Below are 22550 nucleotides of genomic sequence, written 5' to 3'. Positions count from 1 at the left end.
GATCCGGTTCAAACAATTTACGCAAGTAGCCCGGAACCTCTATTTTGTCGAGGGCGGCAAGAGGGTCTGGCGTGTGGTTGGCACGCCCTGCGGGCTCAAAACCGGAGCAAATACCCGGCGCGACGCGCGCATGGCAACGGGCAGGCCCTGATAGAGCCGCTTTTGCGCCTCGACAACAATAACGCCGGCAAAAGCCGGTGACAGCATGCGACCGAAGCGCTCGAAGGCACTATGCATTTTCAACATGGTTCTGAGCTTCGATGGAGGGAAAAACAATGCCTCGGTGCTGGCTCCGGGGGTAAAATTGGTCTCGCGCAGCAGCGCCGTCAACTGGCCCCGAGAATAGGGGCGACCGGAGCCAAAAGGCGTATGCTCCATCCGCGCCCAGACCCCACGGCGATTGGGCACAACCATAACCAACCGCCCGCCCGGTGCCAGAACCCGCCAGATTTCCTTGAGCGTCTCGCGCGGATTCTCGGCAAATTCCAGGGAATGGACCATCAAAACCCGGTCGATGGAACTGTCGGGCAGTGGCAATTCCTCGTCAAACACCAGGGAGGTGGCGGAAAGCTCGCCCGGCGGCCAGTTCACCGCCCCCTGCCCCGCTGGCATGAAGGCGAATGTCCGCTCGGTATCGGCCCGAAACCGATCCAGATACGGCACCGAATAGCCCAGCCCCACCAGCCGCTCTTCCGGCAGCCGCGCCCAGAGCGACGACAGCGCCATGGTAATGGATTGCTCGGCAGCATGGCCAAGCATGGTGTGATAGAACTGACGAAGATCGACTATATCCACATGCATGGCACAATTGTTAGCAGCAGGCTGTTGGACATCAAGGCCCCAGGCACTAGATTCTCCTTAAATCGCCCTGCAATCGCCACTGCCCAGCCCCTGTAATCGCCACCGCCAAGCAAAGGGTCACCCCGATGAAAAGCCCGGATATCGAAATCTTCCCGTGCCGCACCGACAATTACGGTGTGCTGGTCCATTGCCCTGAAACCGGCCTGACCGCATCCATCGATGCGCCGGAGGAAGGCCCGATCGTGGCGGCTGCCGAAAAACGCGGCTGGAAGATCAGCCATATCTTCACCACCCATCACCACAATGACCATGTCGAGGCCAATCTGGCGCTGAAGCAACGATATGGCTGTGAAATCATCGGCCCGGTCAACGAAGCGGTCGCCATTCCCGGTCTGGACCGGTCTGCCTATGATGGGGAAGAGTTTTTATTCGGACCGCACCGGGTTCAGGTGATCGAAACGCCGGGCCACACGGCAGGCCATGTCTGCTATCATTTTCCAGACGCCAAACTGCTGTTTGCCGCCGACACACTATTTGCGCTCGGCTGCGGACGGCTTTTCGAACGGCCGGCTGCCGACATGTGGCATTCCCTGCAAAAGCTGGCCGTGCTGCCGGATGAAACCGCTATTTATTTCGGCCACGAATACACACTGTCCAACGCCCGTTTCGCCCTGACTATCGACCCGGACAATGAGCGGCTTCAAGCCCGCGCCCGCGACATCGAGGCGATGCGCGCGCAAGGGCAGTTCACCATTCCCACCACCATGTCTCTGGAAAAGGAAACCAATCCGTTCCTGCGGGTGGCCGATCCAAAAATCCGCCGCAACCTGGTGATGGAAAGCAAGAGCAATGAAGAGGTTTTTGCCGAGATCCGCAAGCGCAAGGACAATTTCTGATGGCCGATGCCGATGAGATCATCGCAGCGCTGGCCATGCAGCCCCACCCGGAAGGCGGCTGGTACAGCGAAACCTTCCGCGACGGTAAAGGAGGTCAGCGTGGCCATTCCACGGCCATCTACTATCTGCTGCAAGCGGGACAACGCTCCCATTGGCATCGGGTCAAGGACGCGGCTGAAATCTGGCATTATTATGCTGGCGCCCCGCTGGCGCGTTACCGTTCGAATGACGGACAATCCGTGGAAACCTTGGTTCTAGGTACAGACCTTGTGCGCGGCGAGCGACCCCAGGCCATCATCCCAGCGCTTAGCTGGCAGGCCGCGGAAAGCCTTGGGGAGTACACACTGGTTGGCTGCACGGTCGCACCGGGCTTTACTTTCGACGCTTTCGAAATGGCCCCTCCGGGCTGGGAGCCAGGTCAGCCTCTTTGATAACCTGGCATACTGTTATGCTTCAGGCCCCCATATGCTTCAGGCCCCAATGTGCTTCAGGCCCATGTCAGCATGAACCGATTTGTTGCGCTGCAAAATCCGATTTTTTGGAGTGGCGACATGACGATGAATATACCTCTTAATGTGATCGAATCGCGCGGCACGCGTTACAATAGCGGCATGATCTGGCTGCATTGGGCAACAGCGCTGCTGGTGCTCACCCTGTTTTTCTCGGCGGAAATCTGGGAATTTACGGAAAAAGGCGGTGCTGTGCGCAATGGCCTGAAAGCGCTGCATTATGGTGCTGGCATCACGCTTTTCGCTGTTTTTGTGCTGCGGCTTGTCTGGCGGATCGCCAGTCTCAAAACCCTGCCGGAGGCCGAAAAAGGCGTTTTGGGCCTGATGGGCAAGGCGGTGCATTATCTGCTCTATTTCGGGCTTGCCGCGCAAATTTCTCTCGGCTTTCTATGGCGCTGGTCGCAAGGCAAACCGGTTGATTTCTTCGGGCTGTTTTCCATTCCCGATCTCATCGGTATATCGCCGGATTATCGCCATCTGCTCGGTGACATGCATTCTCTCCTCGCCTGGATCATCATCGGCACGGCCACGCTGCATGCAGCTGCGGCTATTTTCCATCATGCCGTGCTGAAAGATGGCGTGTTGATGAAGATGATGCCCGGCAGGTAACCGTCAAGCCGCGTCTTCGATGGCTGTCTTGCGGCGAAACATGCCGCTTGCAGCTAGCGCCGCGCCGCCCGTGATCAGCACGCAAGCACCAAGAATGCGTAGGTTTGCCTCACCAAAACCGAAAACCAGCAGCACCAGCGTCGATAGCAGCGGGGCGGCATAGGACGCTGCCCCCAGGATCTGGATATCGCCGTTCTTGACGCCGTAATCCCAGGCGTAAAAGGCTGCACCGACCGGCAACAGCCCAAGACCCGCTACAGCAAGCCACTGGCTGGCGCTATCCGGCCAGACGGACGTTTCGAGCCAGAGGTGGCAGAGCAGCGACAACATTGCCGTGGCGAGGCAGAAGCCTGTCACCACATCGGTGGAGACCGCATCGAACCGGCGCGTGACCAGCGAGTAGCTGGACCAGGTCAAGGCGCAGAGCAGGGCCGCGCCATAGCCCATCGCATAGGCTGGATCGAAGGACAGACCGTTTTTACCGATGATCAGCACGGTGCCGCATAGCCCGGCAATCGCACCCGCCATATGATACCAGCGCAGCCGCTCCCCCGGCAGCAGCGCCGATCCAAACACGATCAACAGCGGCCAGAGATAGGCAATCAACCCGGCTTCCACGGCCGGAGCATTTCTCAGCGCCGTGAAGTAGAGGAAATGATAACCGAACAGGCCGGCAATCCCAACCAACCAGACCTTAGCCGGCTGTTTCAGCAATGTCAGCCGCTCCGGGCGGACAATGAAGGTGGCAATGCCGGGAAGACTGCCGATGGCAAAGCAGATGGTCGAGAGCTGGAAGGGCGGCATGGTGCCGGACGCTGCCGTAAACAGCGCCAGAAAAGACCACATCAGGATGGCCGAAAACCCGATCAGCGTTGCCCGAACCTTCATCCGCCCCTCAATTATTTTAGTGCTGATCAGGCGCCAAACCGGGTCGCTGTGATCGACAGCGTTCCCACCCGCGTTGGCACCCGCGCATAAACAGGGGCATATAAGGTCATGGTTCCGGTCTTGGCAAACCAGATTTCCATATCGTTGGCGCTGCGCAGATATTCGATATCGCTACGGCCCTTGTTAAAGCCGGATTTCGGCACATAGCGCACGGAACAGACAATCGCCTCACCCGACACATTCCCGGCGGTAAACTTGTTCTTGCCCTTTGGCGACATCACCAGATCCAACCGGCTTTCACCATCGAAAATCGGCAGGGTCCGGGAGCAGATCTTGCCATCGTCGGGTAAGGTCAGCCCACCGACCGGATCGAGCACGGCGCGCAGATCCCCGGCACTCACCGGTATCCAGCGGTCCTTGCTGCGGTTCGGTTGAGGAGTGATGGTCGTGGAGACGACATTGCCGCCCGCATAGCGCACGTCATAGACCCGCGTCCGTTTGCCGCGCGTATAGACCAGATTGTAATTGCTGGCCTGCAAATGCTTGTCATCGGCCACCTGTCCCGTCACCTTGGTCTTTGCATCGAGACTGGTGAAGACATTGGCAATGCCCGCCGACGAAATCGTGCCGGTAATGGTGTAGCCGGGGCGTGTCACCTCGGTAACGAAGGTCGCCCGGGCGACGGGCAGACCAAGCAGGGTGACGCGGTATTCATTGCGATAGGTCTCGCCTGCAAAGGCAGAACCGCTGGCGCAGACCAGCGTAGCACCAAGCACGACAGGGGCGACCAGCAGAAAAGACAGTTTACGAACAAGCTTAAAACCCATTGCGACACCATGGCTCCAATGTCTGTTACCCCTTCATTTATGACGTTCACTATGGCAAGACCATAGCCGAAGCGTCGATAAATCCGCCCTTTTGCCAAGGTTTGTCTTGACGGGGCGGCTTCAGCTGACTATAGAACCGCAACTTTCCAATCAGACCGCGTTGGATTGCGCCCTGGGTTATTGCCCGGAAAGCTCTCTGACTGCCAATAAGAATAGGTGCATCATGTCCCGCAGTTGCGAATTGACCGGCAAGGGCGTCCAGTCGGGTAATAATGTAAGCCATGCCAACAACAAGACCCGCCGCAAGTTCCTTCCGAACCTGTGCGACGTTACGCTGATTTCCGATGCCCTCGGCCAGCGCTACCGTCTGCGCGTCTCTGCTGCTGCTCTTCGTTCCGTCGAGCATCGCGGTGGCCTGGATGCCTTCCTTTTGAAGGCAAATGAAACCGAACTGAGCATGCGCGCTCGTCTGCTGCGCCGCCAGATCGTCAAGAAGACCGCCGTCGCCGCCTGATATCAGGCAGCCACAGCACTGACATAACGAATGGGCTTGAACGGTAAAACGTTCGAGCCTTTTCGCTTGCGCCGTTTCTTACCAAAGTCTTTGGCATAGCGGCAAATATCGACCCTTTCTTGTTATGGCCAGTCCGCGTGTGGGCTGAGCTATAGCTGGTGGCATCTCCCAGGATAAAAAAATGCGGATCACACGGCACATCTTCGTCTACAGCCTACTCATGACCCTGGTTGTGGTCGCCTCCAACATCCTCGTGCAGTTTCCGCTGTCGGGGCAATTGGCGGGCGTGCAGCTCGGCGACCTCTTGACCTATGGTGCCTTCACCTATCCGGTCGCCTTTCTGGTCACGGATCTCACCAATCGCCAATTCGGCCCCTCCACGGCCCGCAAAGTGGTGTTCGTGGGCTTTCTGGTGGGCGTGGCGCTATCCTTTGTCACCGGGCAGCCACGCATCGCCATTGCCTCGGGCACTGCCTATCTGGTCGGACAATTGCTTGATATTAGCGTCTTCAACCGGCTGCGTCAGCAGGACTGGTGGAAAGCACCGCTGGCCGGTTCACTGTTCGGCTCGGTACTCGATACGGTGATTTTCTTCTCGCTGTCCTTTGCGCCGGTCTTTGGCTTCATCGGCCCGAATGATGATTTTGCTATCAGCTCAGCGCCGTTGCTTGGCGCGTTTTCCCCTGAAATCCCGCGCTGGATCTCCTGGGCCATCGGTGATTTTACCGTGAAAATGCTGGTTGGCCTGATCATGCTTTTGCCCTATGGGGCATTGATGAACAGGCTAAAGCCCTACCAAGTTGCGCGGGCTTGACCCCAACTGCTTTACGGTAGCAGCCGGAACTCCAGCATCAGCGTCCGTTGCAACATGAAGTGGTTGTCGTCAGAGACCAGGATCAGGCGAAGGTCGCCATTGCCCATGTCCACCACATCCAGGCCTTCCATGTTGTCGATCTGGAAGGTTTGATCGGCCTCGAGCATGATCTCACCATCCACCAACGCGCCCGGCTTGATGCTGTCGCCCTTGACGCGCACGATGCGCATCCCCAGCCCACTGGGAAACCGGAACCGCCGCTCCAAGAGCAGCAGATCACCATCCGGCAGCCATGCGCCGTCCGTGACGTCAAAATCCTCACGGCGCACCAGCTTGAAGCCGCCCGGATGCGGACCATCGACCACGCCAGCATAGAGATTACCCTTGGCGTCCAGGCTCTCCTCGGTGATCGTCACCAGGCCACCGGCAAGCGGTCCTTGAGCGGGCGATGCTGTCAGCATTTCCAGGCTGCGATTGCTCTTCAGGACCGTCTTGGGAAAAGGCAAAGGCAGGCTTTTTTCCGGCTTGGCCGTTTCAAATCCGTCGAGTGGGTATTGATCGATCCGATGGCGTTGCTCAAAGCCGACATAGATCGTGTCGCCACGGATCGCCAGGCTCTCGGCATCCATCGCCCGTTTCGGCGCATTGCTGCGGCCTTCGCGGTCCAACATCGGAGCCAACGACACACCATCTATACCGGAAAGGCGTCCCTTTTCATCCCGTTTGATTTCGCCGGAAATCCAGTGGCCGGTGTCCAGCACACCGATGAAACGCTTACCATCCGGTCGAAACCGGATTGAAGACCAGGCGCCGAACAGACTGTCTGAGGATGTAAGGTCCAGCCCTCCGAGAAATTCCAGCTTGCCGAACACGGTCTGGTCCGAGGCCGGATTGAAATATTCAATTTTGCGGCTACTCACCGCCGCAGACTCACCAACGGCCTGAGATGCTGCCAAAAGCAGTGCGGAGGCGCAGCAGAAGGCGGCCAAGGCTTTGCGGGAGGTGATTAGCAACGGATCACGCGCACTCAGCTGGCGCGGCGGAACGAACCGCCACGGGCACCCTTAGTGGGCTTGTCTTCGAAGAGGCCAGCCAATTGCTCGGTCATCGCACCTGCCAATTCATCCGCATCGACAATGGTCACGGCACGGCGATAGTAGCGGGTGACGTCATGGCCGATGCCGATGGCCAGCAATTCGACCGGAGACCGGGTTTCGATCTGCTCGATCACAGCGCGCAAATGCCGTTCCAGATAATTGCCGGGATTGACCGACAAGGTCGAATCGTCCACCGGCGCACCATCGGAAATCATCATCATGATCTTGCGCTGCTCGCGCCGCGCCAACAGCCGGTTATGCGCCCAGATCAGCGCTTCGCCGTCGATATTTTCTTTGAGCAGGCCTTCGCGCATCATCAGGCCAAGATTACGCCTCGCCCGCCGCCACGGCGCATCCGCCGATTTATAGACGATATGGCGCAGGTCGTTGAGACGGCCTGGCGTTGGCGGCTTGCCGCTGGCCAGCCATTGCTCGCGGCTCTGGCCGCCCTTCCAGGCCTTGGTGGTAAAGCCAAGGATTTCCACCTTGACGCCGCAGCGCTCCAGCGTGCGGGCCAGAATATCGGCGCAGGTGGCGGCAACGGTAATCGGACGGCCGCGCATCGAGCCGGAATTGTCGATCACCAGCGTCACCACCGTATCGCGGAACTGGGTGTCCTTTTCCCGCTTAAACGACAGCGGCTGCATCGGATCGATAATCAGCCGGGTCAAACGGGCCGGATCGAGATAGCCTTCTTCCAGATCGAAATCCCAGGACCGGTTCTGCTGCGCCATCAACCGGCGCTGCAACCGGTTGGCCAGCCGACCGACCGCGCCTTGGAGATGGGCAAGCTGCTTGTCGAGAAAGGCGCGCAACCGATCCAGTTCGGTTTCGTCGCAAAGTTCTTCCGCCGAGGTTTCCTCATCGAAGGCCTCGGTAAAGACTTTGTAATCAACCTTTTCATTGAAATCATCGAACGGGCTGGCCGGACGGCGCATTTCACCGGGAGTTTCGCTGTCCTCGTCGCCTTCCTCTGACATATCGTCATCGGAAATTTCGGCGCCGTCCATCTCGCCATCGTCCATCTGCTCTTCGGCAGATTCGCTTTCATCAGCGGGCGCGCTTTCAGAGCCGGCATCCTCCTCGGAATTTTCCTGCTCTTCCTCGCCGCTGCGCTGCTGGTCTTCTTCTGAGGTCTCTTCCTGCTCGGCCTGTTCCGGGTCCTCGCCGAAATCCTCGGCCATTTCCATGGACGACAGCATATGCCGCACGACGCGGGCAAAGGCCTGCTGGTCCTCGATCACATTGGAGAGATTGGAAAAATCACTGCTGGCCTTTTCCTCGATGAAGGAGCGCCACAGATCCAGCACCTTACCAGCACTTTCCGGTGGCTTCTGACCGGTCAGCGCCTCACGGACCATCATCGCCACCGCTTCCGACAGGGGAGCATCCTCGCGCCGCTCGATGCCGGAAAAATTGGCCTTGGCATATTTTTCCGAGGTCATCGATTTCAGATTGGCGGCAACACCCGTCATCCGCAAGGCACCGATCGATTCCACCCGGGCCTGTTCGACCGCATCGAATACCGAACGAGCATCCTGCCCTTCCGGCGCCATGGAGGCATGAACTTTCTGGTCATGGCAGGCGAGCCGTAGCGCCATGGAATCGCCAAGACCCCGCGTCACCGCCAGTTCGTGGGCGGTTGGTCGCTTGGAAATTTCCGGCAGGCGAATCCGCTCGCCGGCAATGCCCGGACGATCATTGGCAAAAGCCACTTCGACATTGGCATCGCCGGCAATCGAGCGCACGCAGCCGGTAATCGCCCGGCGCAACGGTTCGGTATCGACCGCCGTGCCGGGTTTCGCCTGGGAATTATCGCCGCGACCTGCCATGTTCCTTAAGTCTCTTTTCAGGCGCCAAGAACGATATTGGCAGCACTTTCCTTGAGTTCAATGCCAAAGGCGCGCTGGTATTGCTCGGCCACCAGGGTCCGTTCCAGTTCGTCACATTTGTTGAGGAAGGTGACGCGGAAGGCAAAGCCGATATCACCGAAGATCTCGGCATTTTCCGCCCAGGTGATCACGGTACGCGGGCTCATGACGGTCGAAAGATCGCCATTGATGAAGGCAGACCGGGTCAGATCGGCCAGCCGCACCATCTTGGCCACATTATCCGGACCGTTCTGGGTGGCGGCAAAGCCCTTGACCTTGGCCAGGACGATATCGACTTCCTTTTGATGCGGCAGATAGTTCAGCGTGGTGACGATCGACCAGCGGTCCATCTGCGCCTGATTGATCTGCTGGGTACCGTGATAAAGGCCGGTCGTGTCGCCAAGCCCAACCGTATTGGCCGTCGCAAACAGCCGGAAAGCGGGGTGTGGACGAATGACGCGGCTCTGGTCGAGCAGGGTCAGGCGGCCAGAGGATTCCAGCACCCGCTGGATAACGAACATCACGTCCGGGCGACCGGCATCATACTCGTCGAACACTAGCGCCACATTGTGTTGATAGGCCCAGGGCAGAATGCCGTCCTTGAATTCGGTGATCTGCTTGCCGTCCTTCAGGACAATGGCATCCTTGCCGACCAGGTCGATACGGCTGACATGGCTGTCGAGGTTGACGCGCACGCAGGGCCAGTTCAGCCGGGCAGCGACCTGCTCGATATGGGTGGATTTGCCCGTGCCGTGAAAGCCGGACACCATGACGCGGCGGTTGTGAGCAAAACCGGCAAGGATGGCCAGCGTGGTTTCCCGGTCGAACAGATAGTCGGGATCGAGATCCGGCACATAGGCATCGCCCTTCGAATAGGCAGGCACGCGAATGTCGCTGTCGATGCCGAACACCTCCCGGACGGAAACTGTCGTGTCGGGCAGGTTGGCGATATCAAGGTCAATTTTGCTCATCGTCTCTCCAAGCCGGGCGGCATCTCCCAGCGCATACAATCAAGGTCGCATACAATCAGGTCGCATACGCAATCGGATATAGTCTTCGATTAACAGAAACCCGCCTGCTTTAACAATTGATAGGCCTGAATAACAGCCCGAAAACGCTCTTCAGAACCTCTGTCTCCGCCATTTGCATCTGGATGATGTTTTTTGACAAGCTCTTTATAGCGCCTCTTGATATCTTGTGCGGTGGCAGCGCCCGTCAAGCCCAGGGCATCGAAGGCTTTTGCTTCCAGCGTCTTCAATTTCCGCGCCTGCGGCTCGAACCGCGACGCATTGCCGCGCCCTTGCGAGACAAAGCCGAAAGGGTCCCTCATCCGCGCCTGCGCCGTGGCCGAGCCGGAGCGTTGGGTGGAGTGAATGGGTGATCCCTTGGCGGCCTTGTTGACGCCAACCGTCCAGGTCGGGCGATGACCGGTGATCGCCTCCTTCTGGTAGCGGGCAATCTCGCTGTCGGAAAGGCCGGAGAAGTAATTGTAACCCTTGTTATATTCCTTCACATGCTCGAAGCAGAACAGGAAAAACTGGCCTTCAGCATTGCGTCCGACAGGCGCACGGTGCACGCCCGGTCGCTCGCAGCCATCCCACTGGCACGTGGTGACAGGCGGTTCCGGTTCCGCATCCTTCTTGCGGCGCGTTCTGATCTTGTCGAAATATTTTGAGTCGAGTTTCATTGGCAAATTATGAGGCTTTCCCCATCTCACAACAAGAATTGACAAATCATATTGTTCTTGGCCATTTGGAGGCTTTTCTCAAAACGCCCGAATTGGTCAGCAGAATTGGACGCCATCGCATGCAGAGCCACCAGATGTCACTTCGCCAGATGATAGAGCAGAAATTGACACAGGCCTTCAAGCCCGAGCGCCTGCTGGTGATCGATGAAAGCCACCACCATGCCGGCCATCAACCGGATATGACCGGCACTGGAGAAACCCATATGCGGGTGCGCATCATCTCAGGCAGTTTTACCGGCCTCAGCCGCCTGGCCCGACACCGGGCTGTCACCGACCTGTTAAAGCCAGAACTGGATGCCGGCCTGCATGCGCTGGCCATCGAACCATCAGCCCCTGGCGAGGCCACACGCTGGTAGAGATCAGCCGGGCAGATTTTCGTTCAGAAAGCCCAGCACTTCCGAAGACGGCACATCATCGGCGACGAAAGACTGTCCGATACCGTGGGTAAGAATGAATGTCAGTTGACCCCCCTTGACCTTCTTATCCTGAGCTATGGCCTTCATCAGCTCTTCGGCGGGCGGCATATCGCCAGGAATTTCAGCGATCCGGGTGGGTAGTCCAACCTCTTTCAAATGGCGCTCGACCCGCTTTGCATCGTCAGGGCTGGCCAGATTGAGTCGGGCCGAAAATTCATGGGCCAGTACCATGCCAATGGCAACGCCTTCCCCATGCACAAGGCGGCGGCTATCATAGCCCGTGGCCGCCTCCAGCGCGTGGCCGAAGGTGTGGCCAAGATTGAGCAGAGCCCGGCGGCCATGTTCACGCTCGTCCGCCACGACCACATCGGCCTTGGCCTGGCAGGACAGCGCAATTGCCTGCGTGCGAGCCGCTCCACCGGCAAACACCTCGCGCCAATTGCGCTCCAGCCAATCAAAAAACTCCGGCTTGTCGATCAAGCCATATTTCGCCACTTCGGCATAGCCGGCGCGAAATTCCCGTTCGCTCAACGTATTCAGCACTGCGGTGTCAGCCAGAACCAGATCCGGCTGGTTGAAAATGCCAACCAGATTCTTGCCCTGCCTGGCATTGATACCGGTCTTGCCACCGACGGAGCTATCGACCTGCGACAAAAGCGAGGTCGGGATCTGCACGAACCGCACCCCGCGCCGGACGATGCCCGCCGCAAAGCCTGTGAGATCACCGATAACGCCGCCGCCAAGCGCGATCACCACATCATTTCGTTCGATGCGCGCTTCCAGCAGCACGTCGCAAACCTTGGTCAGGTGGTCGAAACTCTTGGTCTTTTCACCGGCGGGAAGGGTCAGCGACACGGTGTCGATTCCGTCGGCCTCCAAGCTGTCCATCAGCGGCCCATGGTAGAGTGCACCAACATTCTCGTCGGTGATGATGGCTGCCTTGCGGCCCTTAATACGGGTGGAAATCTCACCGCCCGCCCGCCCGATCAGGCCATCGCCGATCAGGATATCATAGGCGCGCTCACCAAGAGGTACATGGACTAGGCGCTCTGAGGATTCGGGACGTTCGGATGCCTGATCTGTACTCATCGCTTGCTCCTGCCTTTGCTGATATAGGCGATCACCGCATCCATCACCTCAGCGGAAATGGCTTCCTTGCGCCCATCGCGCGACAATACGGTAATATCGGCACGCTGGTAGATCGGGTAGCGCTCCAGCATCAGCTTTTCCAGCGTCTGTTTCGGGTCTTCGGTTTTCAACAGCGGGCGATGATCGCGCTTGTTGACCCGCTCCCAGAGCACATCCAGATCGGCTTTCAGCCAGATGGAAATGCCACCACGCTCGATCTGCCTGCGGGTCCTGTCATTGATAAAGGCCCCGCCGCCGGTCGAGACGACTTTCGGCCCGGACCTGAGCAGCCGCCGGATCACCCGGGTTTCCAGCGCCCGGAATTCCGCCTCGCCATAGGCTGCGAACAATTCGCTGATCGTCATACGCGACACACGCTCGATCTCGGTATCGGTATCGATGAACGGCAGGTTCAATTGCTGGGCCACGAGACGCCCGATCGCGGATTTTCCAGCCCCCATCAGGCCGACGAAAATCAGGTTTCGACGCCCGAGCACCGAGCGGGCACGCTCAGCAAGAGGTAGAACAGCATGGGGCATCGAGTGGGTCATCAGCCTTTTCGCAACAGGTTTACCACCCTATTGACAAATGCCGGGGCCACGTCAAGCACTTGCCGCGCATGCCAGCAAGAAACAATCACCTCCATGCCACTTGACCTCCCTTAAGTGCCAGGGGTTTAGGGCATTATCTGGCAGAAGCTGCCACGTTCCATCTTGAAACAGGAACGGCTCCAGCCGATATTGCTGATGTGTGTTGCACTGAGGGAAAAGCAAAACAGTTCTTTCCCGAAGAGATAAACGACACCCAGAGAACCCAAAGTGTTACAGCAAACTCGACTGCTTCTTCTGGGAAGCACGGCACTGTACACCATGCCTTTTAAGGCAGGAGGCCGTCATCATGCCCACCTTGTTCCGCTTCCTGTTCGTCATTGCCACTGTGGCGGCCATGATCTATGCGGCGATGTGGGCTCTGGTCATCTTCGTGGAACCAGGCCAGCGGGAGATCACCGCAACCATTCCCGCCGCGCAAATCAAGCCGCAGCAGCCATAACGGTGATGGCACAGACACCAAACAATAGAAACGACAGCATCCATGGTTGATCTCGGCCACGCCCGCATTGAAGCTTTCCTTGAGATGATGAGCGCCGAGCGCGGTGCGGCGGGCAACACGCTCTCTTCCTATGAACGGGATCTGGAAGATCTGCATGGCTTTCTGGCCACGCGCAAAGTCAGCGTCATGGCCGCCACCAGCGACGACCTCTCCGCCTATCTGGCCGATCTTGGCCATCGCGGTTTCGAAGCCTCCTCCCAGGCCCGCCGTCTGTCGGCGCTTCGGCAATTCTACAAGTTTCTCTATGCCGAGGGACTGCGCGGTGACGACCCGACATCGATCCTCGATACCCCGAAAAAGGGTCGGCCTCTGCCCAAGACCCTGTCGATTGCCGATGTCGACAAGCTCCTATCCCTGGCCCAGGCCGAGGCGGCGTTGGAAGGCCCAGACCGCCTGCAAAGGCTGCGGCGCCTGGCGCTGCTGGAGCTCCTCTATGCGACGGGCATGCGTGTCAGCGAACTGGTCTCACTTCCGGCCAATGTGCTTGCGCAGGAGGGCCGGTTCCTGGTGATCCGCGGCAAGGGTAACAAGGAACGGCTGGTACCGCTGTCGCGCTCGGCCATCGCCGCAATGCAGGTTTACGCGCAGGCCAAGGAAATCGAACAGGCAGAAAAACCACCCTCGAAAAAAACAGCGTCGAAACAAACAGAGTCGAAACTGGGAAAATCATCGGGCATTGGCTTCCTGTTTCCAGCCGCCAGCCGCGAAGGCTATCTGCCCAGGCAGGTTTTCGCGCGGGAATTGAAGGATCTGGCCATTCGCGCCGGTCTCAGCGGCGATGCGGTGTCGCCGCATGTGCTCAGGCATGCCTTTGCCAGCCATTTGCTCGAAAACGGCGCGGATCTGCGTGTTGTGCAGGAATTACTGGGACATAGCGACATTTCGACGACGCAAATCTACACGCATGTGCTCGAAGAAAGGCTCCAGATTCTGGTTGAGACACATCACCCTCTTGCAAAACATAGGAAAAACCACGATTAGAAGCCCGGCTAGGCGATGTGCTAAGCCCCTTGGGTTGGCACGCAAATTGTCTGCAAGACAGACATGCGGCCAAGCATTGCGAAGACATTTACGGTTTCACACCATCAAGGATGGGTGGTGAGATCAGGCATATAGTCAGAGATTACGATGGCCGCCGCTCAGCCAACATCGTAAAGCAGGATAGAGTAACGGATCGGAACGGACCTGATGATCAACTATCTCGATTTCGAAAAGCCTATTTCCGACCTCGAAGGCAAGATTCACGAGTTGAAGAAGCTGAAGAGCGAGGATGAAAGCATCGACACCTCGGAAGAGATCGGTCGTCTGGAAGTCCGCGTGCGCGAAGCCATGGAAGAGATTTATTCCAAGCTGAATGCCTGGCAAAAAACCCAGGTCGCCCGCCATCCGCAGCGTCCGCATTTCGTCGATTACGCCTCACGCCTGTTTACCGACTTCACGCCGCTGGCCGGCGACCGCAAATTTGCCGAGGACGCAGCCATCCAGGCTGGCTTGGCCCGTTTCCGGGGTATACCGGTGGCCATTATCGGCCAGGAAAAAGGCAGCGACACCAAATCGCGCCTGAAGCACAATTTCGGCAGCCCCCGGCCTGAAGGATATCGCAAGGCGATCCGCGTCATGGAAATGGCCGACCGTTTTGGTCTGCCGGTGATTTCGCTGGTCGATACCGCTGGCGCCTATCCCGGTGTCGGTGCGGAAGAGCGCGGCCAGGCCGAAGCCATCGCCCGCTCGACGGAAATGTGCCTTAACCTGAAAGCCCCGTTGATATCCGTCGTCATCGGCGAAGGCGGCTCCGGCGGCGCCATTGCCATTGCCACCGGCAACCGCGTCTATATGCTGCAACACGCCATCTATTCGGTGATTTCGCCTGAGGGTGCGGCCTCGATTCTATGGCGCGACAGCACGCGCGCCAAGGAAGCCGCCACCAATATGAAGATCACGGCGGAAGACCTGAAGGGTTTCGGCATTATCGACGACATCATTCTCGAACCGGTTGGCGGCGCCCATCGCAACCCCGAGACAGTGATCGACCGCACGGGAGAAACCATCGCGGCGGCGCTGAAGGATATGTCGGGCCAAAGCGGGGCAGAGCTGCGCGCGGCGCGGCGCCAGAAATTCCTCGATATCGGTCGCAACCTGTAAACCGCCCCGAGTACAACTCCTTTTGCATCGGCATGCGATGCAGCCGGTGATTTGCCCCATAAATGTTTCAATCGGGCCTTATACCGACAGTCATAACCATGGACTGTCGGTATTAGGTGTTGTGAACGACAAAAGCCTTGGCAATTAAGGCAAAGCGTGGAATGGGCAATCAGTGCCCGTTCACACTTTAGAAACCATATTCGGGCAAGGATCGAGACTGGATCGACAGGCTCCGACTTGATATGGTCCCGCCTGAATGATCAATGCTTCGTCGTTCCATGATAAGGACATGCTCACGCATCCTTGTCCTGAAAGAATGCCTCCGCCCCAATGAGACCCAGTTGAGCTCGACAATGCGCCTTTCAAACGCCGCCCTGCTGATCGCCACCGCCCTGCTTCTGGCAGGGTGCAACGACACCTTGGATAGCGTCAGCGAAAAGAAGATGCCGGCCAATGTGTCCAACAAGGTAGAGCAGCCGCTGCCACCTGAAATCCTCGCCTCGCTGAAGGCGAAGGGCATGGAGCGAAACTCGCCGATCGCCATCCGGATTTTCAAGGAAGAAGGCGTTCTGGAAATCTGGAAAGCCAAGACTGACGGGCGTTTCGAGAAAATTGCCGACTACCAGATTTGTGCGTGGTCCGGGAAACTGGGACCGAAAGAGAAGGAAGGCGACCGGCAGGCGCCGGAGGGATTCTATGCCCTGACGCCCGCCAATCTCAATCCTTATTCAAAATATTATCTGGCGATCAATACCGGTTTTCCCAACAAGTATGATGCCGTCAACAATCGCAACGGCACCAATCTGATGATCCATGGGGCCTGCTCGTCCTCCGGCTGCTATTCGATGACGGATGCCCAGATCCTGGAAATCTATGCCTTTGCCCGCGATGCCTTTCGCGGCGGCCAGCAGACCGTGCAATTGCAAGCCTTTCCGTTCCGCATGACCGCCGAAAACATGGCCCGGCATCGCTACAGCACCCACATGCCTTTCTGGCAGATGCTGAAGGCTGGCTACGACCAGTTCGAAGTCACCAAACAACCGCCGCAGGTTGGGGTTTGCGACAAGAAATATGTCTTCAACCAGCAGGTCGAAGCAGGCAAAAGCCTGAACCCGGCTGGTGCCTGCCCACCGATGAGCACACCACCGCAACTGTCTGCGGCGCTTGCCTCCTATAATTCAGCCTATAGCCGCGACTATGCCAAGGCCATGAAGAAGTATGAGGACAAGGTCTGGTACGATCCGAGCGAAGCCGAACGCAAGGCTCTGGTTGCCGACCTGAAGAAAGGCCGCGACCTGGCCTATGCGCCGACAGGCTCGGCGCTGAAGGCTGGCAAGCTGTTGAAATTGTCCGAGGTCGCCGACCCCGCCAATCCGGTCATCAGCCCACGCAAAACCGCAGCGACAGCCGCCCCGCTGTTCGCATCGCTGGACAATTCCGCCAAGACCGGTCGCTATGGCGCGCCAAGCGATCCGCAGACAGCAAGCACTATGAGTTCTGGTGCTCCGGCCAACATCGACCCAACGCAGACGGCAACCGTCGCACTCCCGGCCACCGGCCCGGTTCCCGTGCCGAACCCGGTCGCGCCGCCGCAGGCCAGCATGGTGGCCATGGATGCGGCCTCTGAGCCAGCGGCGAAACCCTTCTGGAAATTCTGGGCCGCCCGGTGACCCCGGAGCCGGAAGACATCCTGGACCTCAAAGGGCTGAAATGCCCGCTTCCCGTGCTAAAATCGCGAAAACGTCTGTCTGGGATGGCGGTCGGTAGCCGGCTCATTGTCGAAACCACCGATCCCCTGGCGATTATCGATATCCCGCATTTCTGCCGGGAAGACGGATATATCCTGCTGTCCAGCGAGAGATCCGCGACCGGCCACCGTTTTGTGATCGGCAAACCGGATCAGATGCCCACCCGATAAAGCAGCGTCCGAGATAACCGCCGATCAGAAGGTCATGCCCGGCACTGCCAGGGGATTGTCTTCCAGAGCCTTCCGATCCGGTCGGTCTATCGCCACTTTACCTGTGAAGGCATCAAACAAGTCCCGCACATAGGCTTCGTCCAGCCCATCAGTAATCATCACCAGCCGGCTCCGGCGGTCGGAGGGATCAGGCCAGGCTGCCAGCCGATGCGGCGGATGAAAGATCGATTGCACACCATGAATGACGACCGGCCGCTCGGGATCGTCTTTCAGCCCGACCACCGCCTTCATCCGCAGCATTTTTTCACCATGAGCCGACCGTAGCAGGTCGATGAACATATGGAGCGCCGCCGGATCGACCGGATCGTCGTGCAGGATGGAGAAGGAGCGGATCGTGGCGCCGTGACGTGTGACATCGTCATGGTGATGGTGGGCATGATGATGGTCGTGGTCGTGGTCGTGGTCGTGGTCGTGGTCGTGGTGACGATGATCCTCCGCGTGTTGCTCTTCCTGCAACCACCGCGCCACGTCCGGCATTTTTGTCGCCGGATCATAAAGACCATTGTTCAGGATCACCGCTTCACCGGCAGCCGATGTTTCCGCATCGACAACAACCGCCCGTGGGTTCAGCCCGGCAATCCGGCTCTTCAACCTTGCGACGGCACCTTCATCAGCAAGGCTCGCCTTGGTCATCACCAGCCGGTCGGCCACCGCCACCTGCCGGACAGCTTCGCTGTAACTGTCCAAAGTTTTCTCGCCATTGACCACATCAATCACGGTGACAAGCCCTTCCAGCTGAAACGATTGAGACAAAACAGGATGTCCCATCACCGACTGCATCACCGGGGCGGGGTCCGCCAATCCGGTGGTTTCGATCACCACCCGCGACAAGGTCTTGATCCGCCCGGTCTGCAAGGCATCAACCAGTTCGGCCAGCGTATCAATCAATTCACCCCGCACCGTGCAGCATAGGCACCCATCCGAAAGCTGAACGATGGAATCGCTGGAGGCTTCGACCAAGAGGTGATCGATCCCCACTTCGCCAAATTCATTGATGATCACCGCCGCGTCGCGCATGGCGGGATCTTTCAGCAGCCGGTTGAGCAGCGTGGATTTTCCTGCGCCGAGAAAGCCGGTCAGAATCGAAACAGGAATGCGGTCGGCAAGGGCAACCATGGTCATGACCTCTTCTTATACGAAGGCTGGGAGATGCTCACGCATCCTCGACTTGAAAGAATTTCGAATTTTACAAATCTATTAAAGGCTTGAGGTATTCGAAAAGAAAACACGGACTGCCATTATCAATGGCGCCCCGCATTACATTTGCGGGCGCGGCGTGGGGCGGGGAACTTCGCCCATCTGCTGCTGTTTGGCACCCGAAGCAGCCGGTGGCGGATCCGGCGGCTCACTGCCGGGGATGAGGCCAGCAAAGACTGGCACCGGCGGCGCGGACATTTCATGGATATAGGGCGATTGCAGCTTCATCCGGCCGGTCTCGTCCCGGGTTTCGCTGCGCCGCTTGCGTGCCTCCGTGGAGCACATTTCGGCAGACACGTCATTCACCGCGTTCAAACCGTCAACGCTGTCAGGCCCTAGCGCCGAAAGGCGCGATCCCTGAGCATTGGGTCGATCGAAATATTTCTGGAGCAGATTGGCGGAAATATCGGCGCGTGCCGCCAGGCTGTCAGCGCCCATAACCACGGTGATCAGGGTGCGGCCATTGCGGGTCGCAGAGGTGATCTGATTGAAACCGGAGGCACAGATATAACCGGTCTTCATGCCATCGACCCCATCGAAGCGGCCGACCAGCATGTTGACATTGGGATAGATCTTTTTGCCGGTATCAATCGCTTCGATCTTGAAATAGCCTGCATATTCAGGAAATTCGCGGCGAATGGTCACGGCCAGCACCGCAAGATCGCGAGCCGTGGAATATTGTCCGGGGGCTGGCAGCCCATTCGGATTGACGAAATGGCTGGATGTCATGCCAAGCCGGGCCGCCTCGGCATTCATCCGAGCAACGAACGCCGTCTGGCTGCCACCGACATTTTCAGCCACGGCCATGGCAATGTCATTGGCGGATTTCACCAGCATCATCTTCAAGGCGTCGTCCAGCGTCATTTTCGAGCCGGGCTTGAAAAACATTTTGCTCGGCGCTTGCGACGCTGCAAAGGCACTCAGTGTCACCACGCTATCCAGACGCACTTCGCCGGCTCTCAGCGCCCTGAACGTCGTATAGGCCGTCATCAGCTTGGTCAGCGAGGCCGGATACCATTTCTTGAAACTATCCTGGTGCTCCAACACCGTCAGGGAGTTGACATCCACCACCAGCACGGGGTTGGCGGCGACCGTAGACGGCAGCATGGCGGCACACAAGGCAACGGCAACAAAGGCGCGCCGGATCTGGCGAGGCAGCACAGACAATGACTTCTCCTTCCGGAAACTGGACAGGCAACCCTGAATGTCTCTCGCATCGGGCAACCATATGTCCTATATGTCGAACCAATGGCAAAGCCCATCAGTAACGTCAATTGCAACCGAGTGATAAATGAGCCGGACCCGCCCGGTTCAAACGCATGTGATCAGGAAAACCGATGCCAATCTTGAACCGCGCCGCAGAACTGGAAGCCGATGTCCGGCAATGGCGCCATCATCTGCACCAGAATCCGGAAATTCTGTATGACGTCCATGAGACGGCTGCCTTCGTGGCGGAAAAACTGACGGAATTCGGCGTCGATGAGGTGGTGACGGGTTTAGGGCGCACCGGCGTCGTTGGTCTGATCAAGGGACGCGGCGATGGCAGCCGGGTGATCGGCCTTCGCGCCGACATGGACGCCCTGCCTCTACAGGAAATCACCGGCAAACCCTGGGCCTCGAAAACCGATGGCCGCATGCATGCCTGTGGCCATGACGGCCATACCGCCATGCTGCTGGGTGCCGCGAAATATCTGGCCGAGAACCGTAATTTCAACGGCTCGGTTGCCGTAATTTTCCAGCCCGCCGAAGAAGGCGGAGCAGGCGCGCTTGCCATGGTGGAAGACGGCCTGATGGAGCGCTTCGACATCGCCGAAGTCTATGGCATGCACAACATGCCCGGCATGCCGGTTGGCACCTTCGCGATCCGCAAGGGCGGGATCATGGCCGCTCCGGACAAATTCTTCATCACCATCAAGGGCCGTGGCGGCCATGCTGCCGAACCGCACCGCGCCATCGATCCGATTGCCATCGGCGCCCAGATCGTCACCAATCTGCAATTGATCGCGGCGCGCAGCGCCAATCCGGTGCGCTCGGTCGTCGTCTCCGTCACCCGCTTTCAGGCAGGAACGACCCACAACATCATTCCCGAGCAGGCCGAACTGACCGGTACTGTGCGCACCCATGACGACGAAACACAGGACATGGCAGAGCGCCGGATCCGCGAAATCGTCGCTGGCATCGCCAGCGCCCATGGAGCAGAAGCAGAGGTGATCTATGAGCGCCCCTGCCCGGTCACGGCCAATCATCCTAAGGAAACCGACAATGCCGCCCGCGCCGCCATCGATATCGTCGGCGAAGGTAATGTTAACACCGACGTTGATCCCTCCATGGCAGGCGAAGACTTCGCCTTCATGCTGAAGGCCAGACCCGGCGCCTATATCATGATCGGCAATGGCAATACGGCGGGCCTTCACAACCCGGCCTATGATTTCAACGACGAAGCCATCGCCTACGGCATTTCCTACTGGGTCAGGCTTGCCGAACAGCGGCTGGGGGATTGAGATATCGCAAGGAAAAGGCTTGGCTTCACGAACGGGTTTTTGTATGGAGATAGGCAGTGGTTCCGTAGCTCAGCAGGATAGAGCATCAGATTCCTAATCTGAGGGTCACGCGTTCGAATCGCGTCGGAATCACCATTTTTAAGCCAAAAGCGAAATAAACGATATTTTGCAGTGCGGCTGCCATATTTTCACAAGCTTTTTGGAATTAGGAACTAATATCGGTCGACCGGGCGCGGACCTGCGTCGGCTCATGCTGAAGTTATCATGCTTCAGAGAGGCTTTTGGACTTCGGAGTGTATTGGTGACCGTGAGAACTGCGAAAAACGATAGCGTCGTGACACCGCCCGCCGTTCCTGTACGGCGAGCTGCCGCAGAGCGCTATGCGCTGGTTGCACCAACCTCGGCGGCGCGCTGGCTGCTGCTGGCCGTCTTGATGGCCAGCGCCTATTTTTTCTACGGTTTCATCGTGCCGTTGCTGGCCGCCATGGTGATCGGCTTTGCAAGCTGGCCGATCTATCGGCGCATCCTGGGCCTCGCCCGTGGCAATAGGACAATTGGTGCGACGATTGCCATCATTCTTGTCGTCTCCTTCATTGTCGTTCCCATTTCACTTGCTGGTATCTATGCCGTCGATGAGGTGAAAAGCTGGGGCGTCTGGGCCTTGAGGGCCAATGAAGTCGGCGCGCCGGTCCCGCAATGGTTAATCCAGGTTCCTCTGGCCGGAGCCTGGCTTTCCGAGCATTGGGATCAATATGTCGGCCATCCCGGCGCGCTTGGTGAATTGGTGCAACTGATCAGCGGCGCCAATATCGGCACGATTTACCGTGGCCTGCTGGTGGTCGGCTCCTCGGCCTTCCACAGTTTTCTCACCCTGCTCTTCATGCTGATCGCCCTGTTTTTCGTCTATCGCGACGGGGAGCGGATTGTCGCGCAAGTTGATATTGTCGGTGAACGCATCCTGCCCGGTCGCTGGGAACGGGTATCTCGTCTGGTTCCGCTGACCATCAGTTCCACGGTGACCGGCATGACGATCATTGCGGTCGGCGAAGGCATCGTGCTTGGCCTCGCCTATTGGATCGCCGGCGTGCCTTCCCCCGTCACGCTGGGCATTATCACCGGCTTCATGGCGCTCATTCCCGGTGGCGCGCCGCTGTCCTTCACCCTGGTCTCGATCTATCTGGTTGCCAGCGGATCGACCATTGCAGGGGTCGGATTGCTTGCCTGGGGAACTGTGGAGCTTTTCATTGTCGATAAGACATTGCGACCGAGACTGGTGGGCGGACCAATCAAACTCCCCTTCCTGCCAACATTCTTCGGCCTGATCGGCGGCGTCAAGACCATGGGCATGCTCGGCCTGTTCGTCGGCCCGGTGCTGATGGCGATCCTGGTGGCCATCTGGCGCGAATGGCTCCTGGAAGCCAAACAGCCAGAGTGATCGCGCTTCGGCAGCGCTTTACGCCAAACCGGTTCGGAAATTCCTGCCAGGCAAACAAGCCGATAGGGAA

The 22550-nt window shown here is 58.4% G+C and carries 24 protein-coding genes and 1 tRNA gene; 14 read left to right on the top strand and 11 right to left on the bottom strand.

Annotated features, from left to right (window positions below):
* Window positions 1-39: 39 nt before the first annotated feature.
* Complete coding sequence (locus H1Y61_RS03265) at window positions 40-801, bottom strand: class I SAM-dependent methyltransferase (protein WP_015917327.1); 762 nt, start codon at window positions 799-801, stop codon at window positions 40-42.
* A gap of 125 nt (window positions 802-926) precedes the next feature.
* Between H1Y61_RS03265 and gloB the strand changes: the two genes are divergently transcribed.
* From gloB to H1Y61_RS03250, 3 genes are all read left to right on the top strand, one after another.
* Window positions 927-1697 (top strand): hydroxyacylglutathione hydrolase, encoded by a 771-nt coding sequence (gene gloB / locus H1Y61_RS03260; protein WP_180573697.1) that lies wholly within the window; start codon window positions 927-929, stop codon window positions 1695-1697.
* A complete protein-coding gene (locus tag H1Y61_RS03255; RefSeq protein ID WP_180573696.1) occupies window positions 1697-2128 on the top strand; it encodes a cupin domain-containing protein in 432 nt (143 codons plus the stop codon). The genes gloB and H1Y61_RS03255 overlap by 1 nt, the downstream gene beginning before the upstream one ends.
* Before the next feature lie 126 nt (window positions 2129-2254).
* Window positions 2255-2815: a cytochrome b gene (locus H1Y61_RS03250; protein WP_197971643.1), complete on the top strand. Its 561-nt coding sequence runs from the start codon at window positions 2255-2257 to the stop codon at window positions 2813-2815.
* 3 nt (window positions 2816-2818) lie between these two features.
* Here H1Y61_RS03250 and yddG read toward each other — a convergent pair whose 3' ends face one another.
* Window positions 2819-3703, bottom strand: a complete 885-nt coding sequence (yddG, locus tag H1Y61_RS03245; RefSeq protein ID WP_180573694.1) for an aromatic amino acid exporter YddG — start codon at window positions 3701-3703, stop codon at window positions 2819-2821.
* 26 nt (window positions 3704-3729) lie between these two features.
* Window positions 3730-4530, bottom strand: a complete 801-nt coding sequence (locus H1Y61_RS03240) for a DUF3108 domain-containing protein (RefSeq protein ID WP_180573693.1) — start codon at window positions 4528-4530, stop codon at window positions 3730-3732.
* Window positions 4531-4753: 223 nt separating this feature from the next.
* Here H1Y61_RS03240 and rpmB point away from each other — a divergent pair, with 223 nt between their 5' ends.
* Together rpmB and H1Y61_RS03230 are read left to right on the top strand one after the other, a co-directional pair.
* Window positions 4754-5044 (top strand): 50S ribosomal protein L28, encoded by a 291-nt coding sequence (gene rpmB, locus H1Y61_RS03235; protein ID WP_015917333.1) that lies wholly within the window; start codon window positions 4754-4756, stop codon window positions 5042-5044.
* Window positions 5045-5225: 181 nt separating this feature from the next.
* Entirely contained in the window at window positions 5226-5858 is a 633-nt protein-coding gene (locus tag H1Y61_RS03230; protein WP_015917334.1) for a queuosine precursor transporter, read from the top strand.
* 11 nt (window positions 5859-5869) lie between these two features.
* Here the strand turns inward: H1Y61_RS03230 and H1Y61_RS03225 are convergent, their stop codons facing one another.
* The 4 genes from H1Y61_RS03225 to H1Y61_RS03210 all read right to left on the bottom strand — a co-directional run bounded on the left by H1Y61_RS03225 (window position 5870) and on the right by H1Y61_RS03210 (window position 10513).
* The gene (locus tag H1Y61_RS03225; RefSeq protein ID WP_180574393.1) at window positions 5870-6847 is read right to left on the bottom strand and encodes an esterase-like activity of phytase family protein; all 978 of its coding nucleotides are present in this window, start codon (window positions 6845-6847) and stop codon (window positions 5870-5872) included.
* A 38-nt stretch (window positions 6848-6885) separates the two neighbouring features.
* Complete coding sequence (gene cobT / locus H1Y61_RS03220; RefSeq protein ID WP_180573692.1) at window positions 6886-8787, bottom strand: cobaltochelatase subunit CobT; 1902 nt, start codon at window positions 8785-8787, stop codon at window positions 6886-6888.
* 17 nt (window positions 8788-8804) lie between these two features.
* Complete coding sequence (gene cobS / locus H1Y61_RS03215) at window positions 8805-9797, bottom strand: cobaltochelatase subunit CobS (protein WP_180573691.1); 993 nt, start codon at window positions 9795-9797, stop codon at window positions 8805-8807.
* Window positions 9798-9886: 89 nt separating this feature from the next.
* Entirely contained in the window at window positions 9887-10513 is a 627-nt protein-coding gene (locus tag H1Y61_RS03210; RefSeq protein ID WP_174111954.1) for a J domain-containing protein, read from the bottom strand.
* 134 nt (window positions 10514-10647) lie between these two features.
* Between H1Y61_RS03210 and H1Y61_RS03205 the strand changes: the two genes are divergently transcribed.
* Entirely contained in the window at window positions 10648-10929 is a 282-nt protein-coding gene (locus H1Y61_RS03205) for a BolA family protein (protein WP_180574392.1), read from the top strand.
* A gap of 3 nt (window positions 10930-10932) precedes the next feature.
* On the opposite strand, the gene aroB is transcribed toward H1Y61_RS03205, so the two are convergent.
* The gene (aroB, locus tag H1Y61_RS03200) at window positions 10933-12078 is read right to left on the bottom strand and encodes a 3-dehydroquinate synthase (RefSeq protein WP_180573690.1); all 1146 of its coding nucleotides are present in this window, start codon (window positions 12076-12078) and stop codon (window positions 10933-10935) included.
* Window positions 12075-12668 (bottom strand): shikimate kinase, encoded by a 594-nt coding sequence (locus H1Y61_RS03195; protein ID WP_180573689.1) that lies wholly within the window; start codon window positions 12666-12668, stop codon window positions 12075-12077. The genes aroB and H1Y61_RS03195 overlap by 4 nt, the downstream gene beginning before the upstream one ends.
* A 346-nt stretch (window positions 12669-13014) precedes the next feature.
* Here H1Y61_RS03195 and H1Y61_RS03190 point away from each other — a divergent pair, with 346 nt between their 5' ends.
* From H1Y61_RS03190 to H1Y61_RS03170, 5 genes are all read left to right on the top strand, one after another.
* Window positions 13015-13167: a hypothetical protein gene (locus H1Y61_RS03190; protein WP_015917342.1), complete on the top strand. Its 153-nt coding sequence runs from the start codon at window positions 13015-13017 to the stop codon at window positions 13165-13167.
* Between the two features lie 42 nt (window positions 13168-13209).
* Window positions 13210-14208 carry a site-specific tyrosine recombinase XerD gene (locus tag H1Y61_RS03185; protein ID WP_174111956.1) on the top strand — a complete coding sequence of 333 codons (999 nt, stop codon included), beginning with the start codon at window positions 13210-13212 and terminating at the stop codon, window positions 14206-14208.
* 207 nt (window positions 14209-14415) lie between these two features.
* Window positions 14416-15369, top strand: coding sequence for an acetyl-CoA carboxylase carboxyltransferase subunit alpha (locus tag H1Y61_RS03180; RefSeq protein ID WP_174111957.1), 954 nt, complete (start codon window positions 14416-14418; stop codon window positions 15367-15369).
* A gap of 353 nt (window positions 15370-15722) precedes the next feature.
* Window positions 15723-17039 carry a L,D-transpeptidase family protein gene (locus H1Y61_RS03175; protein WP_174111958.1) on the top strand — a complete coding sequence of 439 codons (1317 nt, stop codon included), beginning with the start codon at window positions 15723-15725 and terminating at the stop codon, window positions 17037-17039.
* The gene (locus H1Y61_RS03170) at window positions 17036-17287 is read left to right on the top strand and encodes a sulfurtransferase TusA family protein (protein WP_041697160.1); all 252 of its coding nucleotides are present in this window, start codon (window positions 17036-17038) and stop codon (window positions 17285-17287) included. Before H1Y61_RS03175 ends, H1Y61_RS03170 begins: the two co-directional genes overlap by 4 nt.
* A gap of 24 nt (window positions 17288-17311) precedes the next feature.
* On the opposite strand, the gene H1Y61_RS03165 is transcribed toward H1Y61_RS03170, so the two are convergent.
* A complete protein-coding gene (locus tag H1Y61_RS03165) occupies window positions 17312-18463 on the bottom strand; it encodes a CobW family GTP-binding protein (protein ID WP_180574391.1) in 1152 nt (383 codons plus the stop codon).
* A gap of 141 nt (window positions 18464-18604) precedes the next feature.
* Window positions 18605-19705, bottom strand: coding sequence for a D-alanyl-D-alanine carboxypeptidase family protein (locus H1Y61_RS03160; RefSeq protein WP_180574390.1), 1101 nt, complete (start codon window positions 19703-19705; stop codon window positions 18605-18607).
* Window positions 19706-19881: 176 nt separating this feature from the next.
* Here H1Y61_RS03160 and H1Y61_RS03155 point away from each other — a divergent pair, with 176 nt between their 5' ends.
* The 3 genes from H1Y61_RS03155 to H1Y61_RS03145 all read left to right on the top strand — a co-directional run bounded on the left by H1Y61_RS03155 (window position 19882) and on the right by H1Y61_RS03145 (window position 22480).
* Window positions 19882-21045 carry a M20 aminoacylase family protein gene (locus H1Y61_RS03155; RefSeq protein ID WP_180573688.1) on the top strand — a complete coding sequence of 388 codons (1164 nt, stop codon included), beginning with the start codon at window positions 19882-19884 and terminating at the stop codon, window positions 21043-21045.
* Between the two features lie 58 nt (window positions 21046-21103).
* Window positions 21104-21180, top strand: a tRNA-Arg gene (locus H1Y61_RS03150).
* Between the two features lie 199 nt (window positions 21181-21379).
* Entirely contained in the window at window positions 21380-22480 is a 1101-nt protein-coding gene (locus H1Y61_RS03145; protein ID WP_234627075.1) for an AI-2E family transporter, read from the top strand.
* Window positions 22481-22550: the final 70 nt, after the last annotated feature.

The organism is Agrobacterium vitis (genome assembly GCF_013426735.1).
Taxonomy (GTDB): Bacteria; Pseudomonadota; Alphaproteobacteria; order Rhizobiales; family Rhizobiaceae; genus Allorhizobium; species Allorhizobium vitis_D.
Note: the sequence above shows the minus strand (reverse complement) of the source record. Positions and strands in the feature narration are given on the sequence as shown.